The following is a 21,377-nucleotide window of genomic DNA, read 5'->3' on the forward strand; positions in this document are numbered from 1 at the left end:
GGTTCTACTGGGGCTACTGGCGTTACCGGTGACACTGGAGCTACTGGTGTTACTGGCTCTACTGGCGTTACAGGTTCTACCGGGGCTACTGGAGCGACTGGCTCTACTGGAGCTACTGGAGCAACAGGCTCTACCGGAGCAACGGGCGCTACGGGAACAACAGGCTCTACTGGAGCAACAGGCTCTACTGGTGCTACTGGAGCTACTGGTGTGACTGGTTCTACTGGGGCTACTGGCGTTACCGGTGACACTGGAGCTACTGGTGTTACTGGCTCTACTGGCGTTACAGGTTCTACCGGGGCTACTGGAGCAACAGGCTCTACCGGAGCAACGGGCGCTACGGGAACAACAGGCTCTACTGGAGCAACAGGCTCTACTGGTGCTACTGGCTCTACTGGAGCAACAGGTACTACTGGAGCAACTGGGGCTACTGGAGCAACAGGTACTACTGGAGCAACAGGTACTACTGGAGCTACTGGGGCTACTGGGGCTACTGGAGCAACAGGTGTTACTGGTGTTACTGGTTTCACTGGTGTTACTGGTTTCACTGGTGTTACCGGCTCTACCGGACCAGCATTTACAGAAGGTTTCTCAGCATTTGCTAATGCTTTAACAGTAAGTGCTTCTACCACAATTACTAACTGGAGTGTTGCAGCTCCATATTTCACAACGCCAGCATTCAATCCAACGACCGGAATTTTCACTGTTTCAACGACTGGAAGATATGCTTTTGAAGCTACAATCAACTACTCAACTACTGCAGCGATTACCATAAGCTTAGGTGCCGGTATCAATCCATCATTTGCTATTCGCCAAAACACTACCACAGATTTAATAAGTGGTTTATTCCCTGTATTAAATATAGCTGTAACCCTGTTAACCTTACGTGCTGTCCTTGGTAATGGGACAGTAACATTAGCTGGGGAAGCCGATTTAAATGCAGGTGATGTTATTGATTTATTCTACAATGCTAACGGTTTAACGTTAGGACTTACTCTTGGAGGAGCTAACTCCGGCGGTATTGTATGGTCATGTCACCGAATTTCATAGCATTAAGATCTTTACTGGGAAAGTAGAAACTTACTTTCCCAGTTTTTAATTTGAGTTATCTAACTTGTGCAATTTGTACTTTGTCCTATCAAATTTCAAAATAAAAAAGTAGTACAAACATTGATCTTCAAGTTTGTACTACTTACTGATAACCATTTATCCTTAAAAATCGCCAAACATTTCCTTTAATGTTTCGTCAGCAATATTTTTACCTTGCTCAACGCACTCAGGTATTGATATTCCTTCGAAGGAACTCCCGGAGAGCTTAACAGTCGGAAAATGCTCACGTAATTCTTGTTTTACTCGCTCTACCTTCGTTTCATGTCCTACCGTATACTGTGGCATAGCATTTTTCCAGCGGGAAACTACAGTCATTAACGGTTCTCCATTTACACCAATTGTTTTCATTAAATCCTGCAATACAGTCTTTTCAATTTCTGTATCAGATAACGCTACAATTGCCTCGTCACCGACTCGGCCAATATAACTGCGTAACAGCACATAATCATCTGGTGTTGTGCCTGGCCATTTGCGGTTAATCCAAGTACAAGAAGTTATTGAAAAATCACTATTTCGGGAGACAAAAAATGATAACGCATCTAGATCACCTAACTGATCTTTTTTAAATGCCATTGTCACAGTAGCAATAGTTGCTGCCTTCATCGTACTCAATTCATTTAATAGCTGGTGTTTACTGAACATTTTTCTTGCTACATTAAATGGTGTAGCAATAATAACAGCATCTGCTTTTAATTGTGTAAAATTGTTTAACACAACTTGGACTGTACCATCCTTACCATGTTCAATTTCCTCAACTTTAACACCCTTCATAACTGTCCCTGGAAGTAGTGATTCTTCAAGTTTTTCGATAAGTGACTCAAGACCATTATTAAATGTTTGAAAAATCCCCTTATCTTTCGTATTGAGCTTGTTACTTAAAAAATTCGCACCAGACTTTTTCATACCAATCAGTAGACTACGATATTTTTGCTCTAATCCATAGAGCTGTGGGAATGTTGAGCGCATGCTTAACTGCTCAATATCACCAGCAAATGTTCCTGCAAGTAATGGCTCTACTAGATTTTCTACAATTTCAGCACCGAATCTTCTTCTAAAAAATTGCCCTAATGGTTGGTCATCGTTCTGTGCAGACCGAGGGATGAAAAAATCCCCCGCCGCACGAACTTTCCCGCTAAGTGAAAACAAACCTGATGTAATAAATGACGAGACATGTGGTGTTGCTCCAGACAAAAGACTGCTCGGGATTGGATACAATTGACTACCAACGGCAACATAAGTCGGTCCTGTATTGCTTGTAATCATTTCCTGTTCAATGCCTAAATCCTTTGCCAAAGCATATACATAGTTCTCACGATCAAAAAAAGATTCTGGACCGCGCTCGATAATAAAGCCATCTTTTCTCAGTGTTTGTATTTTTCCGCCAAGACGTAATGACGACTCGACAAGTACGATATCTAACGGCAATTCTTTTGCGCTTGCTTCTTTATGCAAATAGAACGCAGCTGTGAGGCCAGTAATGCCACCGCCTACAACAACTACCTTTCGTCTTTTTTGAGTCACCAACATCATCACTTTCTTTTCGCTTAGCTTAATTTTTTATGAATGGCATCAACCATTGCATCAATAAATAACGGGTGTGTATTTGGCATTGCTGGACGATAATATTTCGCGCCAAGTTCATCACAAACAACTTTACATTCATAATCGTTGTCATATAAAACTTCTAAATGTTCTGTTACAAAGCCAACTGGTGTATATACGAATGAACGGAAGCCCTTTTGCTCGTAAAGTTCACGCGTTAAGTCCTGAACATCTGGACCGATCCATGGCTCAGGTGTTTGACCTGCTGACTGCCAGCCAACTTCTACATTGTTTACACCTGTCGCTTCTTTAATTAATCGAGCTGTCTCAATTAATTGATCTTCATATGGATCGCCTAGCTCTTTAATTTTCTCTGGAAGTGAATGTGCAGACACGATTAAACATGCTTTTTCACGTTCTCCTTCAGACATTGCATTAAATGTTTCATTCACTTTCATTTTCCAATACTCAATGAACTTCGGCTCATCATACCAAGATTCTACAGAAGTAATTGTTAATCGATCTCCAGCCGCTTCTGTTGCACGACCATTATATGATTTAATAGAGAACGTTGAGAAATGAGGAGCTAATACGATAGAAACCGCTTCTTTAATACCTTCCGCTACCATTCCTTCTACAGCATCTTCAATGAATGGGTGGATATGCTTTAATCCGATAAATAATTTATATTCCACATTATCTTGTACTTCATTTAAACGTGCACATAAAGCTTCAGCCTGCGCTTTAGTAGCAGCAGCAAGTGGCGATAAACCACCGATTGCTTCATAACGACTGCGTAAATCTTCTAAATGCTCTTCTGTTGGTTTGCGACCGTGGCGAATATGCGTATAGTAAGGTTCGATGTCTTCTTCTTTATAGGGTGTTCCGTATGCCATAACTAATAAGCCTTTAACTTCTTTCATTACCTTTTCACCTCTAAATAATAGTTAAATATATCTTTAATTATAGTATGTGACAAAAAGAAGCTGTCCAATTCATTAGGTTGGACAGCACCCTTTCTACGATGAAATCGAGATGTCATTCATAGAAAAGAAAATATTCTTGTTCATATCTATATTAAGAGCGTGCTTGGATTTGTTGAGCACTATACTCATGAATAAGAGCTGTTAAACGTTTTAACACTTCTGGGTCAACCTCTGGGAAGACACCATGACCTAAGTTAAAAATATGTCCTGGCATTTCTAAACCTTGATCGATAATATCTTTCGTGCGTTTTTCAATAATTGACCAGTCAGCAAGTAATAGTGATGGATCTAAATTGCCTTGTACTGGTCTAGTTATACCGTTTGCACGCGCTTCTTTAATTGGTAAACGCCAATCTAAGCCAACTACATCAATCGGTAAATCATTCCATTCTTTCGCTAAATGACTTGCACCGACGCCAAACTGAATAAGTGGCACATTTTCTTTTTTCAGCTCAGCAAAAATACGTGTCATAATCGGTTTAATGAAAACACGATAGTCTTCAACATTTAAAGCACCTACCCAAGAGTCAAATATTTGGATAGCTTTTGCTCCCGCTTCGACTTGGGCAGAAACATCAGAAATAATCATGTCAGCTAATTTGTCCATTAATGCAAACCAAGCTTGAGGCTCTGATACCATAAATGACTTTGTTTTATTATAATTTCTTGAAGGACCACCTTCAATCATATAGCTTGCAAGGGTGAATGGCGCACCTGCAAAGCAGATTAAAGGTACATTTAGTTGTTCCTCTGTTAACATTTTTATCGTCTCTAAAACGTATGGTGTATGTTCTTTCGCATTAAATTCGCCTAATTTTTCTATATCAGCGACTGAGCGAATAGGATTTGAAATTACAGGACCTACGCCTGCTTTGATTTTCACATCTACCCCAATACCAGGGAGTGGAGTTACTATATCTTTGTATAAAATTGCCGCATCAACATTGTAATTTTCTACTGGTAATCGCGTTACATATGCACAAAGCTCAGGTTGAAGTGTAATTTCCTCTAAAGAATACTTTTCTTTAATCGCACGATATTCTGGCTGAGAGCGTCCTGCTTGTCGCATATACCATACTGGTGTATGCTCAGTTCTTTCTCCTCGTGCAGCACGTAGAAGAGTATCATTAAAAGTTGTCATGAATAGTTCCTTCCCCTCAATAAAATTCATATCGTAAAATTCTCTTGTTTATTCCGTTATTATTGATATCCGTTTTCAATAGTAAACGCTTCCTCTGTTATTGTATAGTTTTCATAGTGAAATGTCATAAAATTGTTCTTTCTAAGACATTTCTTTTTTGACAAAGCTTTAGACTTCCACTTAAATGGAGATAATCACGCTATATTACGAAAATTCATAAGGAGGTCAATTTTATGTATATTTATTTAACTTCTGGTACAGGTGATTTTTTAGAACAGCTTAAGAATAAATATCCAAACGAGGCAATGATTTTAATACATGGAGAAGGGAACTCCGTGCTTATACACGAAACTGAAAGAAAATCAGTCTTTGCCACACCTCGTAAGTTTGAAGTGCTAGATTCAGTAAATGATTTAGAAGAACGCGGCTTCTTTGTATTCAACAATATTCCCGTTACAGATGAGGGTCGACCAGTTTTTGAACATCGCTTTTTAAATCGAGCAGGCGCTATAGAAGATGAGCCAGGCTTTGTAGCATTTCGACTACTTCGTCCATTAAATAGTGAAACATACATTGTCATGACACAATGGAACGGCCCTCATTCGTTTGAAGCATGGAAAAGCTCAAAGGCCTTTGCATCCGCACACGCTGAACGAAAAGAACCAACAGGTGTGAATCAACAAAATATTTTCTCAGCAGCTTCATATGTCACAACCTATAGCGCTGCTCCAAAGGAAGAAAATGAAGATTAGTTAGGGCGTGCAGGGATTCACTGCTTTCCACGGGTATCTCCCGGGTGCGAGGGTATTCGCTTCCCTTCCGCGAGTATTTCACTCAGATTCGCGAGTATTCTGCTCGAGTGCGCGAGTATCCACCAGGTGCGGGGTACTCGATGTTCTTCCGCGGGTTTTCTACTCCGTTTCGCGGGTATTCACTGCTCTTCCGCGAGTATTTCACTCAGATTCGCGAGTATTCGCTTCCCTTCCGCGAGTATCCACCAGGTGCAGGGTACTCGATGTTCTTCCGCGGGTATTCTCCGGGGGCGCGGGTATTCACTGCTCTTCCGCGAGTATTTCACTCAGATTCGCGAGTATTCGCTTCCCTTCCGCGAGTATTCTCCCCGGATTCGCGAGTATTCGCTTCTCTTCCGCGAGTATCCACCAGGTGCGGGGTACTCGATGTTCTTCCGCGGGTTTTCTACTCGGTTTCGCGGGTATTCACTGCTCTTCCGCGAGTATTCTCCGGGGGCGCGGGTATTCACTGCTCTTCCGCGAGTATTTCACTCAGATTCGCGAGTATTCGCTTCCCTTCCGCGAGTATTCTGCTCGGGTGCGCGAGTATCCACCAGGTGCAGGGTACTCGATGTTCTTCCGCGAGTATTCGCTTCCCTTCCGCGAGTATTCTCCCCGGATTCGCGGGGAATGCATTACTCTTGCCAAGAATATTCTTTTATGAGAAGTGCTGAACCGCTGTTTATCCAGTTTGTGAAACTATTATGTTACTAATAAAAATCTAGGATAATCTGTTTAAGGGGGTTTTACTGTGAACCAACGTTTACTTGAAAAGATTGATGCCCATTTTGATGAAATGGTGGCGATTCGTCGTCATCTACATATGCATCCGGAGCTGAGCTTTCTGGAGCAAGAAACCGCTAATTATATTATTCGATTTTATAAAAATCTAGGCGTACCGGTTGAAGCTAATGTCAGTGGATACGGTTTAATTGCACGGATTAAGGGAAGCAAGCCTGGCAAAACGATTGCCTTACGAGCAGACTTTGATGCACTGCCTATACAAGATGAAAAAGACGTACCATACAAATCAACTGTATCTGGCGTTATGCATGCTTGCGGGCATGATGGTCATACAGCCACTTTGTTAATTGTCGGTAAGCTATTGTGGGAAATGCGCGATGAATTAGCAGGAGAATATGTACTGATTCATCAGCATGCTGAAGAGGCTGATCCAGGCGGAGCGATTGGGATGGTACAGGCTGGAGCTTTGGATGGCGTTGATGCTATTTTTGGTACACATCTATCTTCTAACCATCCAACAGGCATGATTGGCTACCGCGTCGGTCCAACGATGGCTGCTGTTGATAGTTTTGAAATGAAAATTCAAGGTCAAGGCGGTCACGGCGCTCATCCGGATCAAACAAAGGATGCAATCGTTATTGGCTCTCAGCTTGTTATGAATTTACAACAACTTGTCGCACGTCGAGTTGACCCAATCGAATCGGCTGTTTTATCAGTTGGTTCATTCGTAGCATCTAATGCTGACAATATTATTGCCGATACAGCCTATTTAAATGGTACAATTCGAACATTTGATAAGAATGTTCGTGAAACGATGGAGCGTGAGTTTAAACGGGTTATCCAAGGTACAGAAATTGCGCATGATTGTACAATTGAACTGAATTATCGTCGTGGCTACCCCGCAGTTGTAAATCATGAGAAAGAAACACTATTTGTGCGTGACATCGCACAGGATATTTGCGATGTTATGGAAGTTAAAGCAAGTATGGGGGCTGAAGATTTCGCTTACTACTTAGAAGAAAAACCAGGTACTTTCTTCTTTACTGGAGCCAGACCATCTGAATATGCACCACATCATCATCCAAAATTCGATATAGATGAAAAAGGTATGCTCATTGCTGCAAAGGTATTATTAACAGCAGCACTAGACTACCAATTAGTAGAATAGAAAATAAAGCTCATTTCTCCAATTCTTTTATCGGAGAAATGAGCTTTTGATTTCATTATCAAGATTTTGAGACCTTAGCAGTCAATTCACTTACAATCAGTATGATAATAAAAGTTACATAAAACATTGGCTGTGTGATACCACATAGACCAACTATAATAGCTTGAGTGATCATCGCAAGACGTACAATTTGATTGACTGCTACCTTACGTGCTTCATCAGGTAAAGGATAAAGCATGTCCATGCGGAACTCACCACTTGATAATAATGCCGACTTTAATTGTATAGTTGTAGCAAAGCTTAATGCACCTGCAACAATCCATGAAACGACTGGTATATCTACAAAGGCTGCAATAACAGCTGAAATCACTGTTAAACGGAACCATAAATAAAAATGATCATCTGTTCGGATGAATGTACGGTACACCAAGTATTTTTGAGTATTATCCTTGTTGTATGGAACAAATTTGTAAAGCCAGTCAAGCCAACCTCGACGACGGATGCTACCACGTAGATGTGGAACGTCTGTGAAATAATTAGCAAAACGATAGAAGCTCATCATGCGGTTTTGTTCAAGCTTTACGAAATGCTCGTATGGGACAGGTTCACCCGTGCATTTTTTTCTAAATATTACAATATACACACACCCAATTGCAGCAGCAACAATTGCTAAAATAAGCTGCATATGAAGCCCCATGTACACAGCAACACTAAAGATAACAGCTCGAATTAGCCTGTCCACCCATATCATTTGACCCCGTTCACTATAACGAAAGCTAAATTCGCCCTGAACGCTCAAATACTTCAATATAATAATAAGTAGGAACACTGACCAAATTTCAAATGTAGTTAATTCAGTAACAGCCTTTAGTAAAGGGATACTAACGATATAAACAATTGCCACAACCCACACCTGTGACCAAAACGTCCACGCTAACGCCTTTTTGAAATACTGCGACATTTTTGATTCTAAAGGTAATAAATACACTTGGTCTGGCTCTCTCAAAAGTGAAGTTGGACGACTAAATGCTAGTAAAATCCCTACAAATACTGCGATTAATACCTCTGCTGGAAAATCAGACTGTACAACTTTCAGCCATTCACTATATTGATAACCCCCTGCTCCGATAAGAAATACTAGTACAATCGCTAAATGCCCTGTAAAAATAAACCGCATATATTTTTGCACTTCACCTATATAGTGCATGAAGCGAGAGGACCATACATCACGCAAGTTCTTCATGGTCGCGCTCCTTTGTCATTGCAATATATAAATCATCCAATGTCGCATGTGGCATCGCAAATGCGTTGCGTAAATCCTCCATTGTTCCTTGTGCTCGCACACGTCCTTCATGCAATAAAATGATGCGGTCACAATGCTTTTCAGCGGTCGATAAAATATGCGTGGACATTAATATAGAAGCGCCCTCTTTTTTCTTTTCATCCATCTGATCAAGCAATGATTGAATCCCAAGTGGATCAAGACCCACAAAAGGCTCATCAATAATGTAAAGACTTGGATTGACTAAAAAGGCACACATAATCATAACCTTTTGACGCATTCCCTTTGAGAAATGCGAAGGGAACCAATTAAGTCGCTTTTCCATTCGAAATTCTTTTAATAATATTTCTGAACGAGCTGCGAGTGTTGCTTCATCTAAACCGTAAGCCATTGCGGTCAATTCTAAATGTTCACGTAATGTTAGCTCATCGTATAATACAGGTGTTTCAGGAATATAGGAAAATGCTGTACGATACTTGTCCGTATTTTCCTTTAACGTCACACCATTCAAACGAATGTCGCCTTCTTTCGGAAGCATTGTTCCGATGATATGCTTAATCGTTGTACTTTTCCCAGCGCCGTTCAAGCCTATTAAGCCAACAAGCTCTCCTTTTTCAATCGCAAATGATAAATCTTTAATAACAGGCTTTCTTGTATAACCACCTGTCACATGTTGTACTTCTAATACCGTCATGCCCTCACTCCTCTTCTAGTTTATATTTTATCAAAAATTAGCAAATGATACAGTTATGAGTGTGATAGAATGTACTTACATATAAAATAAGGAGGAATTTTCAAATGAGCGATTGCCTATTTTGCAAAATCATTGATGGATCTATTCCAAGCACAAAAATTTATGAAGACGAGCATGTCTATGCATTTACTGACATTTCGCCCGTTGCAAAAGGTCATACACTATTAATTCCAAAACATCACTGTAAGGATCTATTCGAAATGCCTGAGGATGTAGCTCGTAATTTATATGCAGTAGCACCGAAAATTGCAAATGCTATTAAAGCTGCTTTTAATCCAATCGGACTGAATACAATTAATAATAATGGTGCTGCAGCTGGACAAACTGTTTTCCACTATCACTTACATTTTATTCCACGTTACGATCAAAAAGAAGGCTTGGGCTTAATTTGGCAAACACAAAAATATACACCAGAGCAATTAACTGAAGTTGCTGAAAGCATTAAAGCTAGCATTGAGACACTCTAATTGTCAGAATTGTGTGTTGCAATTTTTAAATTTATAGCGTACAATCACAAATAAGTTTCGCTAACGGTCATGAGGACACGTTAGGAGACAAAAAAGATTAGCATAGTCGAGGAGAGATTAGAAATGAATACAAAGAATTTAGTATTAATGGCCCTTTTAGTTGGTGTTGGTGCTACCCTTTACGTGGTCACACCAGGTATGGTAAATGGCATGAAACCTGATTTCATGCTAACAATGATGTTTATTGGCATTTTATTGTTCCCTACTTTTAAAGAAACGTTCTTACTTTCTTTAGCAACAGGAGTACTTTCAGGATTGTTTACAACATTTCCAGCTGGCCTTGTTCCAAATATTATCGATAAAGCAGTAACAGGCTTTGTCTTTTTAGCTGTCTTAATGGTGCTAAAAAAATTGGCAAGCAATTTCGCAGTATCTGCTGGTTTAGTTGGTTTAGGAACAATTTTATCTGGAACGGTCTTTTTAGCAGTCGCACTTTTTGTTTTCAATGCAAATGTTGGTGCAACATTCGCTGTTCTATTTGTAGGCGTTGTATTACCTGCTGTAGTATTTAATGTTATTGCTTTTGCAATTATTTATCCTATAGTTGCAAAATTAGTGAAGCGTTCTAAATTCCAAACAGCTATTTCAATTTAATAAAAATACATGTTCATCTACAAAGGAAACTAAACCGTGATTCAAAATCACTCGTTTAGTTTCTTTTTTCTTTTTGTATTTGTACATTTCATGGTTTAATAGTAGGTAACACATGATCATTAAAGAAATGAGGTATTCAAAATGAAAGCAAAACCATTTTTATTTGGACTGGCAGCTGGGATTGTCGGCGGTACAATCGCTGTATTTTTTTCAACTCCTCAATCAGGACAACAATTACGTGCTAATTTGCGAGCAAATGCTGCAAGTACAAAGGACAAGCTTTTAGATGTAAAACAGCAAGCAGGCACAGTTAAACAATCCGTTAATTCACTCACAAATGAAATGAAAAATAATATACCACTAATAATAAATGATTTAAAACAAACTATTACTACATTTACTGAAGAAATCGAGCCGTCAAAAAATAACTTACAACAAGAAATAGAAGCATTACAGAATTCAATAAGCGAAATCGAGAAAAACGTTGCACAATTTACAGAAAAAAAGAAAAAACCGCAAGAAAAAGTTAGCGACTAAAGTCCTTGCACACTGATAAATAAACTGCATTTTTATCAATTTCAATCTATATAATGTTATTTTTCAACCACTTTTCAATTTTTTAATTTTTCTAACTTTAAACTTTTTTCCTTTATTGCTATAATATTTTTAAAATGTTAAAGAAAGCAGTAGGTGATGGCTTTGTCAGAGGAATTATACACTCAAAAAGAAGCGATGCTTTATAGTCAAAGAATTGCGCAATTATCAAAAGCCTTATGGAAAGCAGTGGAAAAAGATTGGCAGCAATGGATTAAACCCTACGATTTAAATATTAACGAACATCATATTTTATGGATTTCGTATCATTTAAAAGGGGCTTCAATTTCCGATGTGGCAAAATTCGGGGTTATGCACGTTTCTACAGCATTTAATTTTTCTAAAAAATTAGAAGAACGTGGATTCCTTAAGTTTTCAAAGCGGGATGACGATAAGCGTAATACGTATGTTGAGTTAACAGAAACAGGTACAGAACTTATTGTTGAAATGAATAGTAATTATCATAATACGTATCATTCTGTGCTAGAAGGCTCATTAGCTTTAAAAGACCTATACGGTCGCTTCCCAGAATTTTTAGACGTTATGGCTGTTATTCGCAATATATACGGTGAGGACTTCATCGACATTTTTGAGCGTTCCTTCCAACACTTCCGTGAGTCCTTTGATAAGGTAGAAGAACGTCCAACTGTAAAAGGATGAAAGTGAAAATAATAGGCTTTTAGGGTCGGTTGTTCGTAATCTGAGCTTAATGGCCTTAAAGCCTATAAATCATGCTAAAAGAGGTACTTCAGAAATTTTTCTGAGATACCTCCTTTTTCTTGCATTCTAGCAAAAATCAATTTACATTAGATAGGACCATTCATACTACGGAGTTGATAATCATGCATTGTTGGAAAATATTAAACCTTGAACATCATTACGGAAAAACGCGTATTATGATCATGGCTATATTTTCTTTTTTAACTGTATTCTCTCTTTCCTATGTAACATTTAATTTATTTAATGATGAGCACTATACAGATCGTTTGTTTTGGCTATTTGTAATTGCTGTATTTGCAATCTATCCAATCCACAAATGCTTACACTTTCTAGCATTGTATGATTTACGTCAACATTTAAAATTGCGTGTGCGTACCCAATTTTATGTTATTCCTGTGCTACACATGCGTATCCGTGAACCTTTATCGAAAAATCGTTATATTTTAGCTTTACTCACACCATTTATTGTTTTAAATACAAGCATTATATTAGGTACACTGCTATTCCCTGCGTATACACATTACGGCACTTTACTTTTAGCTTACCATTGTAGTCTATGTGTAATTGATATTCTATATGTGAAATATTTATTAAATTCACCTAAAGACTCCCAGGTTGAGGAGACGCCTAAGGGCTATGAAATTTTAGTGCCACCTACTATTCACTAAATTGCTTGTACTTGTGTTTTATTGACGTTTTTTGTTATGCTATTAATACTGAAAGAGGGGAGGAATAGACTTGCTGTTAATGATTGTAGTTCTATTCTCGGTGTTCTATTTATTTCAAATAAACCGCATGACTTATGCGCTGTGCATGCGACGTGAAATTCCCGAAGAAAAACAACCAAAAGTATTCCGAACTATAAATATACTTATAACAATATTACTTGTCTCATTTTATATTGAAGTTTTATATGCAGTATAGTAGATCAATTATGCCTCGGCATAATTCCGTGACATCCGCCGGAGGCTTTAACTTATTTCAGCGGATGTTTGGACACCTTTTGAAAGTTACTTAAATCCGCATTCATCTCGCCACCAATAGAGGTGGAAGATTTTTGTAGCTGGCGCTTCGCTTTCGCTACAAAAGTCATCTGCTGAAAGAAGTTAATAAGAAAAAGGCATCCACTTCCTTTTGGACACCTAATGTGATCACTTGGTCTGACCATATATTTGTGACGTGACCTCAAAACTGCGGTGTGGATGCCTTACATTGTAAAAAAAGCTAAGGACGTTAAACCCTTAGCTTTTCGTCATTTTTATTAATTAATATAGGAACGCTGCACCAACGATAATTAATAAAATAAACAACACAACTAATAAAGCAAAGCCTGAGCCGTAGCCACCGCCACCATATCCTCCGCTGCTCATAACTTCACCCCCTTTCTTTTCTATATCCTATGCGCTTGAAAGTTTGAAATATAGGCTATACTCAAGGGGGAACCATTTTGTTTTTAAAACGTTTATGTTATAGTAAAAAATGGACGAAACCATTGTAAGGAGAGAATATCCACTATGAAAAAGACAGTTTTATCTTTAACATTAGCTGCTTCGGTATTAGCGCTTGGTGCTTGTAGCGGAGGAGACAACAAAACGATTGCAACTTCAAAAGTAGGAGACATTACAGTTGCTGACTTTAACAAAACATCAAAAAATTTAGCAGGTTCTCAAATACTTTCACAAATGTTGACTGAAAAAGTATTAGCTGATAAATATAAAGTATCAGATAAAGAAGTCAAAGAGGCATATGACGCAACTGCTTCACAATTTGGTGATGACTTTGCCCAAGCACTTTCTGAGAACGGCCTAACTGAAGAAGGCTATAAAGATGCTTTACGTGTTCAACTTCTTTCTGAAAAGGCTTTAAAAGATAAAGCTTTTAAAGAAGCAGATATCAAAAAACATTATGAGCAAATGAAAACTGAGTTAAATGGTCGTCATATTTTAGTAGCAGATGAGAAAACAGCTCAAGAAGTCATTGCCAAAATTAAAGGTGGCGCTAAATTTGCTGATGTAGCAAAAGAATACTCAACTGATACTGGCTCTGCTCCAAAAGGCGGAGAGCTTGGTTGGTTCTCTGTTGGCGCAATGGTAGATGAATTTAATGATGCTGCTTATGCCCTTCCTGAAAACACTTTAAGTGAACCAGTTAAAACAAGCTTTGGTTACCACGTTATTGAAATTACGGACAAGCGTGATGTAAAAGGTGTTGGCTCATTCAAAGATGAAGAAGAAAACATCCGTTCACAGATGCTACAAAAATTAGGGCAGACAGGTGAGGACCAACAAGTTCTTAAAGATATCATTGCAAAAATGGCAAAAGATGCTGATATTAAAACATCTGATAAAGAATTAGAACCTGTTATCAAGTCCCTTACAACAACAAGTGAAGAGCAAGCTAAAGCTCAAGAAGAAGCAGCTAAAAAAGCTCAAGAAAACGCTGAAAAAGAAAGTAATAAAGATACTGACAAAAAATAATCTAAATTTGTTGTTATTTTACTATATGAAAAAGGGTTACGCTTATACAGGCGTAACCCTTTTTATACAAAAAGTATCTTGAAAACACTTATAAAAGGCAAATGAAGAGGATTTATTTTGAATAAAGTTTAATCAAAATGAATCCTCTTTCCTTTTAAATGCTATTTCATTTTTTCACAAAGGTGCTATCACATGACTTTGCTTTTAGCCTTCTTCCTTTACTAAGAGGCTCATCTGTGACGCTTTCGCTCGGTCCTGAATCCAATCAACTTATAGACAGAGCATCCCCCTCTGAAGCCTCAGATCTACATTTATTTAATAGACGGCTTATAAAACGATCGATTATCAAGCGGAAATAGTCGCTCAGTAAACTCACCTGGCGCTGTTTTACCTAATGCTCGTGCTAGCATGTTCATCTTTGCATCAATATTATCAATATAATGCAAGATTTCCGCTTCTTGAATCATCGGTTTTTTCGGGCTGCCCCATTCTTCTTTACCGTGGTGAGAAAGCACCATATGTTGCAATAGCATGACTTCCTCTCCCTCGATCTCTAGTTCACTAGCAATCTTGGCAATTTCATTGACCATAATCGTAATATGACCAAGTAAATTCCCTTCTACAGTATACATTGTTGCAACTGGCCCTGATAGCTCAACAACCTTACCGATATCATGCAGAATAATCCCTGCATATAACAGATCTCGATTTAATGTAGGATATAAATCAGCAATTGCTTTTCCTAGTCTTAACATTGACACCATATGATCCAAAAGACCAGATGCATAATCATGGTGATTTTTCGTTGCAGCTGGATATACTAAAATAGCATCTTGATGTTTTTTAATAGCTGCACGTGTAATTCGAGAAATATTTGGATTTTTAATATCAAAGAAAAATTGCGTCAATTCTTCATATAATTCTTCTTTTGGAGTTGCTGAGGAAGGAACTAAATCATTAATAGCAATTCCCTCCTCCGGTTTTGCTACACGGATTGATTTTATACGCAATTGGTTTTTGCCACGGTAGTCATGAATTTCTCCACCTACACGGACAATTGCCTCAGCGTGATACATTTTTTCATGATCATCATTTGTATCCCATAGCTTTGCCTCAATATCTCCACTTTTATCTTGTAATAACAGTGACATAAATGGCTTTCCAACTGTGGTAACTCCTTTTGTCGCCTGTTTAATTAATAAAAATTGATCAACTGATTCTCCAACCTGGAGCGTCGTAATACCCTTCATTTTGACGCCACTCCCCTTTCATTTGCTAGTGCTCCTACATTAACTATTTGGTCTTTCTGCCAATGTTCGAGCATCCCGTCATGGCAAGTAAAATATAAAATTTGACGTTCATACCCTACTTCTTTCATTAATTGTACCATTTTGTCTGTACGGTTTCGATCAAAATGGACAAAAGGGTCGTCCATAATAAATGGAAATGGAGCAGAAGTTGTCAGTGTTTTTGCTAGTGCCATGCGCAACGAAATATAAGCTTGCTCCTTCGTTGCCTGTGATAATTCTGCCATTTGATAACGTAATCCAGAAACATCCTGTGTAACAAAATAGCCTTCATCATTAATTAAAAGCTTCTCGTAACGTCCACCTGTTAATAAATTAAATATCGCATTAACCTCTGTCAAAACATTTGGTAGTTTTTCTTCTCTTAGGCGGAACAATGTTTCATGAATCGCAGTAGCCAATGCCTTTTTTGTAGCCCATTGCCCTATTAGCTGTTGCAGCACTGATTTCTCCTCTTCAAACTGTTGAAGCAATTGACCATATTTCTCGTCATTTAGAAGATTCTCCTTCTGGATTTGTAGTGTCGCGCGTTGTTCTAAGCAATGATCTATAGCTAGCTGCATTGCGCCACGCTCTTCTTCTAAAGTAAGTAGTTTTTCTTTAAGCTGTTCCTCGTCCATTAATGACTGTTCGTTGCCTACATTCAGCGAGGCTAGCTGACTCTGAATGGCTTGAAGTTCTGTTGTTATTTTTTGTTGTTGCTCAAATTGTTCATGAGTTTCGTAATAAGCCTTCTCTGATTGAACATTCGCAGCATTATATAACTGAGTAATTTCAGACTCATAGCTGTCTATATGTGATTGAACTCCTTGAATTTTGGTCTGAAGGTTAGTTAACTGCTCTTTTGCTTGTTGAGATATCTGTTGCTCCTGCTGTAAAGTAAGGAATGTATTACGTAAATGCATAAAGAGTTCTTGCTCACTATACTCTGCATGTAAGACTCGCTGTACTTGATCTAGAAGCTCAATTTTCTCCGCTTGTACCGTTTGTAGGAGTGTAAATGTACTCTTCTTTTTTGCTGCCAATTCTTGAGCACCACGAATGCGCATAAACAGCTCGGGTAATAATGTTTTCGGTATATTCCCCTCTAAGCGATAGCGCCCTAAAAAATGTTGAAGCGACTGAGTAGCCTCTTCACTCACCTGCTCAGCCCGCTGAATTTTATATTCAAGTTTCACATATTGATGTTCTTTTTCTTGCTGTTGCTCATTTACATGTAACAAGCGATCTTCAAGTTTTTGTTTTTTCAGCAGGATGGCTTGAGCAACATTTTCCTCCTGCTCTAACTCACGTATTTGCTGACTTTGTTGTTTACTCGGCGCTTCATGTGTTTGTCTAGCAAATTTCAAATATAAAATAATGATCAGCGACATAACCGCTCCTACAACGATGACAGCCATATTTTTTTCCATAACACCATAAATAAACGAAAGTATACTTATGGCTAACACAATAAATATAAAAACATTTGGTTGTTGTTGTTTCGAGCGCTGCGACCTTCCATAGCGCAATTGTTCAAGCTTTCGCTTTCGTTGAGGCCACTGTGCTAAAATATGTTCTTCCTCTGTAGATAATGACTCCTGTTGAAGCTGTTGTTTTAGTTGAGCAATTGTATCTAATTCTGCATGTAGTTGCTCCAACGAACGCAAATGAAATTTCAGTTCTTCTTCTGCTTCTTCTAATAGGCTTAATTGTTGTTGAAACTGTTCTTCTTGCTGTAATGACACTGTTTCCACAAGTAGAATATCCTGCGCTGTTTTTTCCTGAACACCTAACAAACGAAACTGCGCTTCTATTTCTTGCTCGATTAAAAACAGCTCATCCATTAAGTTCTGTTCCTTAACGACTAACTGATTCCATGTTGCTTCCCTATTTAAAAGCCGAGACATTTCAGTAATAGTTTGCTCGTCCACCGTTAATTGTAGCTTTTTTTGTAGTTCCTGATACTGCTCCCTCAGCTGCTGCATTTGTAGTGTTTCATGCATAAGCCGATCCTTTAATTGCTCATAACGTCGGATCCCTTCTGGTGGAAACTGCACATGTTCATAGCTTTTTTGCGTCTGTTCGAAAGCTTTTTGCTGTTTTAAAAGCGGCATAGCCTGCTGCAGAATTGTAAGCTGTTGCCAATTTCGTTGCTGTGTTTTTTGCTGATTATATAACCCTTCTAGCCTTTGATCGAGCTGTTGTAATTGTAATAATTTATCCTCAAAGGTCTGAATATTACCTTGTTCTTGTTTAATTGTGCGTTCTAGCTTTTTTACATGCTCCAATTTTTGATTAATGAGTGGCACTTTGCCTGTTTTTTTAAAAAGCTCACCAGATTCTTTGTCCATTTTCTTTTCTAGAGACGATAGCTGTTGAATCCCTGTTGTCCCAGAGGCAAGCAACAAATGTGTAAGCTCTTCCTCTGACATTTTTTCAATGCCCTGTAGTTCATGTAATGAAAAGGAGAAAATGGACTCAAAGGAAGCTTTTGAATAACCATATAATAGTTTTGCTAAAAGTTCCTCATGCCCAATTGTTCCGTCTTCTAGATAAACTGTGACATCTCCAGCGGCCTTTCCTTTAATGCGTTCTATCGTGCATTGCCCATACGTTGGATGCCCAATTGTAAGCTGACCACCGAATTTAGTCGATACTTTCGGCTCATATTTACGTTGTGTCTGCTGTCTCGTGGGAAATCCGAAAAGCATTTGTAAAATAAACTGTTGAATGGTTGTTTTACCCGCTTCATTCATACCATAAAAAATGGTAACACCTTCATGTAAAGTAATGGTGATGTTTTCATGCTTACCAAAACCATAAATTTGGATTTTTTGTATCGTTAGCATGTTATTCACACCCTTTGAATTTCTTCTGCTAATAATTCTTGCGCGTTGTGCATTAAATTTTTAATGTCCTGTTCTGTTAAAGGCTCGATCAGTCTTGCACCACCAGCATGTTGGTATAGTTCCTTTAAAATATCCTTCCATTCAGAAATGTCCCATTGCTCCATTAGATTCATCACCGATTCAGTCGCAGCAGTATGCTCATACAATACTGATGATTGATGTAACACAAGCTTTTGTACCCAGCACATCGGTTCAATCCCATCCTCAGCTTCTCGAATTGTTTCTAGCCATGCATCAACTGTAGCATGTTCAAATAAAGATTGTGATTGTTCATCTATATTTTTCAAATGCAGTTCAACAACAGTTGCCCCATACTCTTGACGATTAAGCATCAGTGCTTCCTCACATTTTTTTAGGAGTTCATTTGCATGAAACACATTCGTACAATCCATCTCTACCGTGTTATAAACAACAGCAGATGTCGGTACAAATTCCAAATCAGTAGAGGTTTGTGACAAGGTTACGTCATAGAAGCCCTTTATCCCCTGCTCTTTCCGATGTCGGCTTTGAATATTGCCTGGATAAACAATCGGTGGATTTTGATGTAAAAGTTGTCGTTTATGAATATGCCCTAAAGCCCAGTAATGATAGTTTTTTTCAAGAAGTTGATCTTTTGTGAACGGTGCATAAACAGCATGTGTGGTATCACTAGCTTCACTACCATGAAGCATACCAATATGAATAGCATGCTCGTCCTGTGCAATAGGATAACTATCAATCATTGATTTCGTTATATGACGGTCACTATAGCTGAAGCCATAAATATTAACTTGCTGACCACGTATTTTTAATTGCACAACACTTGTTTCAGCTGGTAATTCATAAACGTTGCTCGGTAAAGCAAAGCGGGTCCAAGCACCATTTAAGTGATCGTGATTACCATAACTTAAAATGACCGGGATATTATGCTGAAAGAGTTTCTCCATAGCTTCTTGAAATCGTCTTTGTGCCTGCAGGCTACGATTTTCACCATCATATATATCACCGACAATCAGTAAAAAATCAGGTTTCTCCTGAATAGCTTTTTGAATAATTTTATCAAAAGCTTCAAAAGTACTTGTTCGAATCTTTTTGAAATTTTGCTCTGGTAAACCAAATAAGCCCTTAAATGGACTATCTAAATGTAAATCCGCCATATGGAAAAAACGAATTGCTGACATCCAATCACCTCAAGTAATAAATAATCTATACCTTGTCGTCATTCTTTCATCATTCGCAGTGCAGTAATTAATTCAGTACATCGGAATTGCTACTTCAATAATTTACTAACTGCTATTTGTCTCATTTCTATAATGAGACATTCGTGAATCACGCCAAAACCGAATATTTGTTCTATTTTATCATACTTCCCGCTAGTTGAGAAATGTATTCAAAGAATGTTCATTATTAGTATTGCCTCAAATTTTCCACAACTTTCATAATTTATCGAAATTTTCGCTAGTTTTACCGTGAAGTTTATAAATCTTCTATGTATAATAGATATATATTTAAGTAAAGGGTGGGGTTTGTATGGAGAATTATCGTTTTACAGCTTTTGAAAAAACTGGGGAAACGTTGTTTGATGAAACATGGACTTTCGAAAACGATGAGACTGCAAAAATCAGCGGTCTACAGCAGATCGAAGAAAAAGGTGTTGCCAACAAAACTCATCGCCTTGTTAACTCTTCGGGTAAATTAATCTTATTTCATGTCTAAAAATGGCTAGTAAAAGGCACGTAGTACACCTTACTACGTGCCTTTTAGGCCTACATGATGTTGGTCACTCAGTCGTTGCCACAGGACGTGGCGTTCTTAGACTGAGTTCCTCTATATCAACGGGTGTTTGGACACCCAATGAAAGAGGTCACATTTATTTTCCTACAAAGGCAGGTGCTCTTTTCTCTACAAACGCATGGATTCCCTCTAAATGATCGGCCGTTTTTCGCATCGCTGCTTGCCCAGCCGCTTCCATCGATAAAATACTCTCTAATTGCGGTAAATTTTGAGCATGGAGAATTTTTTTAGTCGTAATCATCGAGGCAATTGGAGAAGCAAGCATTTTTCCAACTAGTTGGTCAGTAATCGCAAAAACAGTTCCATCTGGTGCAACGTAGTCAATTAACCCTTCATCATGCGCTTCCGATGCAGTTAATACCTTACCTTCCCAAATCATTTGTTTAGCTTTGACAGTACCCACACGTTCCTTCATAAAGAAATGACCGCCACCATCAGGGATGAGTCCTATACCTATGAAATTCATAGCGAGCTTACTATTTTCACATGCCACAACGATGTCAGCCCCTAACGCTAGACTAAAGCCTAATCCAGCTGACGCTCCATGAACTGCCGCAATGACGATCATTGGTAGCTGATAATATGCCTTGACAATACGTGTTAAATAAACCATTGCATCATTTATTTCAAGTGGCTTATTTGAATCTAGCATCGCTTTAATATCGCCACCTGCAGAAAATACTTTTCCTTCCCCGCGAATAACGAGAACTTGTATTTCTTGCTCTTGATGTAGCGCTTCAAAGCATTCTGCTAGTTCACGCATCATTACATCATCCATGGCGTTCATGGCATGTGGTCGATTTAATGTTAATGTTGCGCGGCGATCTAATTTTTCTAATGTAATTGTTGAAAATTCCATCCCAACACCCCCAAATATGAATAGTCATTCACTATAACTATTCGTGTTTTTTTAGAAAACTCCTTCTCTCCTACGCAAAATAGCACTTGATATGCTATATTTAAGGACGAATATTGA

At 38.5% G+C, this 21,377-nt stretch carries 19 protein-coding genes and 1 pseudogene; 10 read left to right on the forward strand and 10 right to left on the reverse strand.

The window, feature by feature from the left end:
- Positions 1 to 1,050, forward strand: a pseudogene (locus ABH966_RS18410) (collagen-like protein); the annotation flags it as partial.
- Between the two features lie 162 nt (positions 1,051 to 1,212).
- Here ABH966_RS18410 and hemY read toward each other — a convergent pair.
- The 3 genes from hemY to hemE form a co-directional block, all read right to left on the reverse strand.
- Positions 1,213 to 2,640, reverse strand: a complete 1,428-nt coding sequence (hemY, locus tag ABH966_RS18415) for a protoporphyrinogen oxidase (protein ID WP_370081045.1) — start codon at positions 2,638 to 2,640, stop codon at positions 1,213 to 1,215.
- 14 nt (positions 2,641 to 2,654) lie between these two features.
- Complete coding sequence (gene hemH / locus ABH966_RS18420; protein ID WP_370080890.1) at positions 2,655 to 3,575, reverse strand: ferrochelatase; 921 nt, start codon at positions 3,573 to 3,575, stop codon at positions 2,655 to 2,657.
- Between the two features lie 154 nt (positions 3,576 to 3,729).
- Positions 3,730 to 4,779 carry a uroporphyrinogen decarboxylase gene (gene hemE, locus ABH966_RS18425; protein ID WP_370080892.1) on the reverse strand — a complete coding sequence of 350 codons (1,050 nt, stop codon included), beginning with the start codon at positions 4,777 to 4,779 and terminating at the stop codon, positions 3,730 to 3,732.
- 233 nt (positions 4,780 to 5,012) lie between these two features.
- On the opposite strand from hemE, the gene ABH966_RS18430 reads away from it, so the two are divergent.
- Both ABH966_RS18430 and ABH966_RS18435 read left to right on the forward strand, forming a co-directional pair.
- Positions 5,013 to 5,531: an antibiotic biosynthesis monooxygenase family protein gene (locus tag ABH966_RS18430; RefSeq protein ID WP_370080894.1), complete on the forward strand. Its 519-nt coding sequence runs from the start codon at positions 5,013 to 5,015 to the stop codon at positions 5,529 to 5,531.
- Between the two features lie 790 nt (positions 5,532 to 6,321).
- Entirely contained in the window at positions 6,322 to 7,482 is a 1,161-nt protein-coding gene (locus ABH966_RS18435; RefSeq protein WP_370080896.1) for an amidohydrolase, read from the forward strand.
- A 58-nt stretch (positions 7,483 to 7,540) separates the two neighbouring features.
- On the opposite strand, the gene ABH966_RS18440 is transcribed toward ABH966_RS18435, so the two are convergent.
- Positions 7,541 to 8,725 (reverse strand): ABC transporter permease, encoded by a 1,185-nt coding sequence (locus ABH966_RS18440; RefSeq protein WP_370080898.1) that lies wholly within the window; start codon positions 8,723 to 8,725, stop codon positions 7,541 to 7,543.
- The gene (locus ABH966_RS18445; RefSeq protein ID WP_370080899.1) at positions 8,709 to 9,458 is read right to left on the reverse strand and encodes an ABC transporter ATP-binding protein; all 750 of its coding nucleotides are present in this window, start codon (positions 9,456 to 9,458) and stop codon (positions 8,709 to 8,711) included. The genes ABH966_RS18440 and ABH966_RS18445 overlap by 17 nt, the downstream gene beginning before the upstream one ends.
- A 104-nt stretch (positions 9,459 to 9,562) precedes the next feature.
- On the opposite strand from ABH966_RS18445, the gene ABH966_RS18450 reads away from it, so the two are divergent.
- The 5 genes from ABH966_RS18450 (at position 9,563) to ABH966_RS18470 (ending at position 12,621) form a co-directional block, all read left to right on the forward strand.
- Positions 9,563 to 9,985, forward strand: a complete 423-nt coding sequence (locus ABH966_RS18450; RefSeq protein WP_370080901.1) for an HIT family protein — start codon at positions 9,563 to 9,565, stop codon at positions 9,983 to 9,985.
- Between the two features lie 123 nt (positions 9,986 to 10,108).
- A complete protein-coding gene (locus ABH966_RS18455) occupies positions 10,109 to 10,639 on the forward strand; it encodes a tryptophan transporter (protein WP_370080903.1) in 531 nt (176 codons plus the stop codon).
- Between the two features lie 141 nt (positions 10,640 to 10,780).
- A complete protein-coding gene (locus ABH966_RS18460; RefSeq protein ID WP_370080905.1) occupies positions 10,781 to 11,176 on the forward strand; it encodes a YtxH domain-containing protein in 396 nt (131 codons plus the stop codon).
- A 156-nt stretch (positions 11,177 to 11,332) separates the two neighbouring features.
- Positions 11,333 to 11,893, forward strand: a complete 561-nt coding sequence (locus ABH966_RS18465; protein WP_370081047.1) for an HTH-type transcriptional regulator Hpr — start codon at positions 11,333 to 11,335, stop codon at positions 11,891 to 11,893.
- A 182-nt stretch (positions 11,894 to 12,075) separates the two neighbouring features.
- Positions 12,076 to 12,621 (forward strand): DUF3267 domain-containing protein, encoded by a 546-nt coding sequence (locus tag ABH966_RS18470; RefSeq protein WP_370080907.1) that lies wholly within the window; start codon positions 12,076 to 12,078, stop codon positions 12,619 to 12,621.
- 597 nt (positions 12,622 to 13,218) lie between these two features.
- On the opposite strand, the gene ABH966_RS18475 is transcribed toward ABH966_RS18470, so the two are convergent.
- Entirely contained in the window at positions 13,219 to 13,323 is a 105-nt protein-coding gene (locus tag ABH966_RS18475) for a YjcZ family sporulation protein (protein WP_082337661.1), read from the reverse strand.
- A 144-nt stretch (positions 13,324 to 13,467) separates the two neighbouring features.
- Between ABH966_RS18475 and ABH966_RS18480 the strand changes: the two genes are divergently transcribed.
- Complete coding sequence (locus tag ABH966_RS18480) at positions 13,468 to 14,430, forward strand: peptidylprolyl isomerase (protein ID WP_370080909.1); 963 nt, start codon at positions 13,468 to 13,470, stop codon at positions 14,428 to 14,430.
- Positions 14,431 to 14,741: 311 nt separating this feature from the next.
- Here the strand turns inward: ABH966_RS18480 and yhaM are convergent, their stop codons facing one another.
- From yhaM to ABH966_RS18495, 3 genes are read right to left on the reverse strand one after another with little or no spacing between them, the layout of a single operon-like run.
- The gene (yhaM, locus tag ABH966_RS18485; protein WP_370080911.1) at positions 14,742 to 15,680 is read right to left on the reverse strand and encodes a 3'-5' exoribonuclease YhaM; all 939 of its coding nucleotides are present in this window, start codon (positions 15,678 to 15,680) and stop codon (positions 14,742 to 14,744) included.
- Positions 15,677 to 18,568: an ATP-binding protein gene (locus ABH966_RS18490; protein ID WP_370080913.1), complete on the reverse strand. Its 2,892-nt coding sequence runs from the start codon at positions 18,566 to 18,568 to the stop codon at positions 15,677 to 15,679. The genes yhaM and ABH966_RS18490 overlap by 4 nt, the downstream gene beginning before the upstream one ends.
- Before the next feature lie 5 nt (positions 18,569 to 18,573).
- The gene (locus ABH966_RS18495) at positions 18,574 to 19,788 is read right to left on the reverse strand and encodes a metallophosphoesterase family protein (RefSeq protein ID WP_370080915.1); all 1,215 of its coding nucleotides are present in this window, start codon (positions 19,786 to 19,788) and stop codon (positions 18,574 to 18,576) included.
- A gap of 349 nt (positions 19,789 to 20,137) precedes the next feature.
- On the opposite strand from ABH966_RS18495, the gene ABH966_RS18500 reads away from it, so the two are divergent.
- Positions 20,138 to 20,323, forward strand: coding sequence for a YhzD family protein (locus ABH966_RS18500; RefSeq protein WP_370080917.1), 186 nt, complete (start codon positions 20,138 to 20,140; stop codon positions 20,321 to 20,323).
- Positions 20,324 to 20,477: 154 nt separating this feature from the next.
- Here ABH966_RS18500 and ABH966_RS18505 read toward each other — a convergent pair whose 3' ends face one another.
- Positions 20,478 to 21,260: an enoyl-CoA hydratase gene (locus ABH966_RS18505; protein WP_370080919.1), complete on the reverse strand. Its 783-nt coding sequence runs from the start codon at positions 21,258 to 21,260 to the stop codon at positions 20,478 to 20,480.
- Positions 21,261 to 21,377 lie beyond the last annotated feature (117 nt).

It is taken from the genome of Lysinibacillus sp. RC46 (genome assembly GCF_041262385.1).
Lineage (GTDB): Bacteria > Bacillota > Bacilli > Bacillales_A > Planococcaceae > Lysinibacillus.